Origin of the sequence: Dellaglioa algida DSM 15638, from assembly GCF_001434695.1 — a bacterium.
GTDB classification, from domain to species: domain Bacteria; phylum Bacillota; class Bacilli; order Lactobacillales; family Lactobacillaceae; genus Dellaglioa; species Dellaglioa algida.
This window is the reverse complement of record NZ_AZDI01000019.1, coordinates 1-3,124: the sequence shown is the minus strand read 5'-3', so window position 1 is coordinate 3,124 and position 3,124 is coordinate 1. Positions and strand designations below refer to the sequence as shown.

At 48.1% G+C, this 3,124-nt stretch carries 1 rRNA gene; it reads left to right on the top strand.

The features are described 5' to 3' along the window. Positions 1–122 precede the first annotated feature (122 nt). Positions 123–3,042 (top strand): 23S ribosomal RNA (locus FC66_RS07750). The last annotated feature ends 82 nt before the right edge of the window (positions 3,043–3,124 follow it).

Here is a 3,124-nt window from a genome sequence, read left to right as displayed (position 1 = left end):
AATTTGTTCTTTGAAAACTAGATAATATTTATTAAATTTTTAAGCAATAAGCCGAGAAACACCGCGTTTTATTAGTTAAGAACGTAGTTCTTAACAAAACCACTTTGCTTTAAGTAAAGTTAGGTTAAGTTATCAAGGGCGCATGGTGAATGCCTTGGCACTAGGAGCCGATGAAGGACGGGACTAACACCGATATGCTTCGGGGAGCTGTAAGTAAGCTTTGATCCGGAGATTTCCGAATGGGGGAACCCAGCAGTTTTAATCGACTGTTACTATTAACTGAATACATAGGTTATATAGAGGTAAACGCAGGGAACTGAAACATCTAATTACCTGCAGGAATAGAAAGAAAAATCGATTCCCTAAGTAGCGGCGAGCGAACAGGGAAGAGCCCAAACCAAGAAGCTTGCTTCTTGGGGTTGTAGGACTGCTCATTTGAGTTACCAAAGATTTTCATAGTAGAAGAGTCTGGGAAGACTCGCCGTAGAGGGTGATAGCCCCGTATGCTAAATGAAAGTCCCTCAGAGCAGTATCCTGAGTACGGCGGAACACGAGAAATTCCGTCGGAATCCGGGAGGACCATCTCCCAAGGCTAAATACTCCCTAGTGACCGATAGTGAACCAGTACCGTGAGGGAAAGGTGAAAAGCACCCCGGAAGGGGAGTGAAATAGTTCCTGAAACCATGTGCCTACAAATAGTTAGAGCCCGTTAATGGGTGATAGCGTGCCTTTTGTAGAATGAACCGGCGAGTTACGTTTGCTTGCGAGGTTAAGTTGATAAGACGGAGCCGTAGCGAAAGCGAGTCTGAATAGGGCGCCATAGTAAGTAGACGTAGACCCGAAACCAAGTGACCTACCCATGTCCAGGTTGAAGGTGCGGTAAAACGCACTGGAGGACCGAACTCATGTATGTTGAAAAATGCTGAGATGAGGTGTGGGTAGCGGAGAAATTCCAAACGAACTTGGAGATAGCTGGTTCTCTCCGAAATAGCTTTAGGGCTAGCCTCGGAATTAAGAATCATGGAGGTAGAGCCACTGTTTGGACTAGGGGCCCATCTAGGGTTACTGAATTCAGATAAACTCCGAATGCCATTGATTTATATCCGGGAGTCAGACTGCGAGTGATAAGATCCGTAGTCGAAAGGGAAACAGCCCAGACCACCAATTAAGGTCCCAAAATACATGTTAAGTGGAAAAGGATGTGGAATTGCACAGACAACTAGGATGTTGGCTCAGAAGCAGCCACCATTTAAAGAGTGCGTAATAGCTCACTAGTCGAGTGATTCTGCGCCGAAAATGTACCGGGGCTAAACATGTTACCGAAATTGTGGATGGAACCCATTAGGGTTCCGTGGTAGGAGAGCGTTCTAAGGGCAACGAAGCTAGACCGTAAGGACTAGTGGAGCGCTTAGAAGTGAGAATGCCGGTATGAGTAGCGAAAGACAGGTGAGAATCCTGTCCACCGAATGACTAAGGTTTCCTGGGGAAGGCTCGTCCTCCCAGGGTTAGTCGGGACCTAAGTCGAGGCCGAGAGGCGTAGACGATGGATAACAGGTTGAGATTCCTGTACTAGTTATATTTGTTTGAACGATGGAGGGACGCAGCAGGCTAAGGAAGCGCACTGATGGATATGTGCGTCCAAGCAATAAGTCTGAAGTTGAGTTAAATGCTTAACTTTAAGGACAAGTTGTGATGGGGAGCGAAATTAAGTAGCGAAGTAACTGATGTCACACTGCCAAGAAAAGCTTCTAGTTAGAATATAACTACCCGTACCGCAAACCGACACAGGTAGTCGAGGAGAGTATCCTAAGGTGTGCGAGAGAACTCTCGTTAAGGAACTCGGCAAAATGACCCCGTAACTTCGGGAGAAGGGGTGCTGACCGAAAGGTCAGCCGCAGTGAATAGGCCCAAACGACTGTTTATCAAAAACACAGGTTTCTGCAAAATCGTAAGATGACGTATAGGGGCTGACGCCTGCCCGGTGCTGGAAGGTTAAGAGGATGAGTTAGCTTCGGCGAAGCCCAGAATTGAAGCCCCAGTAAACGGCGGCCGTAACTATAACGGTCCTAAGGTAGCGAAATTCCTTGTCGGGTAAGTTCCGACCCGCACGAAAGGCGTAACGATTTGGGCACTGTCTCAACGAGAGACTCGGTGAAATTATAATACCCGTGAAGATGCGGGTTACCCGCGACAGGACGGAAAGACCCCATGGAGCTTTACTGTAGCTTGATATTGAGTGTTTGTATAACTTGTACAGGATAGGTAGGAGCCGTAGAGACCGGAACGCTAGTTTCGGAGGAGGCATTGGTGGGATACTACCCTCGTTGTATGAACACTCTAACCCTCGCCACTAATCGTGGTGGGAGACAGTGTCAGGTGGGCAGTTTGACTGGGGCGGTCGCCTCCTAAAAGGTAACGGAGGCGCCCAAAGGTTCCCTCAGAATGGTTGGAAATCATTCGCAGAGTGTAAAGGCACAAGGGAGCTTGACTGCGAGACTTACAGGTCGAGCAGGGACGAAAGTCGGGCTTAGTGATCCGGTGGTTCCGTATGGAAGGGCCATCGCTCAACGGATAAAAGCTACCCTGGGGATAACAGGCTTATCTCCCCCAAGAGTCCACATCGACGGGGAGGTTTGGCACCTCGATGTCGGCTCATCGCATCCTGGGGCTGTAGTCGGTCCCAAGGGTTGGGCTGTTCGCCCATTAAAGCGGTACGCGAGCTGGGTTCAGAACGTCGTGAGACAGTTCGGTCCCTATCCGTCGCGGGCGTAGGAAATTTGAGAGGAGCTGTCCTTAGTACGAGAGGACCGGGATGGACATACCTCTGGTGTACCAGTTGTTCTGCCAAGGGCATCGCTGGGTAGCTATGTATGGATGAGATAAACGCTGAAAGCATCTAAGTGTGAAGCTCACCTCGAGATTAGATTTCCCATTCCTTTATGGAAGTAAGACCCCTGAAAGATTATCAGGTAGATAGGTTGGAAGTGGAAGTACAGTGATGTATGGAGCGGACCAATACTAATCGGTCGAGGACTTAACCACAAAGTGGTGTGAAACGGTGTACGGCTTAAAAATCAATGATAAATATTAGCTAGTTTTGAGAGAATAAGTTTTCTCAAAAAAA